The sequence below is a fragment of the Pseudoalteromonas sp. GW168-MNA-CIBAN-0100 genome (assembly GCF_040309225.1).
In the GTDB taxonomy this organism is placed as follows: Bacteria; Pseudomonadota; Gammaproteobacteria; order Enterobacterales; family Alteromonadaceae; genus Pseudoalteromonas; species Pseudoalteromonas arctica.
Genome location: NZ_JBEOOL010000206.1, coordinates 1 through 376 on the forward strand (window position 1 = coordinate 1; position 376 = coordinate 376).

The 376-nt window shown below is 37.5% G+C and carries 1 pseudogene; it reads right to left on the minus strand.

The features are described from left to right. Window positions 1-376, minus strand: a pseudogene (locus AAEY62_RS20755) (methyl-accepting chemotaxis protein); the annotation flags it as partial.

Genomic DNA, 376 nt, shown 5'->3' on the forward strand with positions numbered 1-376 from the left:
TTAGCATATCGGTTATTAATTTTACTTGTTGCACTAAGGCCGACAACTCTGTTGCCGAAAGCTTAACAAAATTTAAATGCTCATTATTTACTTTATGCACGCTGTCGGTATTACTTACTATATTTTGTAAGCTCTGCGCTATTTGGTTGCTGGCATTTATAATGGTATGGCTTAAATGTATTTGTTGTCCGCTTAATTGCTCAGTCTGTTGCATAGACTGAGTTACTTGCTCGATACTTTGCACGCCTGCTTGGGCGCTATTGTAGGTTGTGTTTAGTAGCTGATTTAAATGAGTAGTAAAAAGATTGTATTGCTCGCTTAGTTCACGAAACTCATCATAAGTAAAATGGGGTAACTTTGCCGATAAGTCTGCATC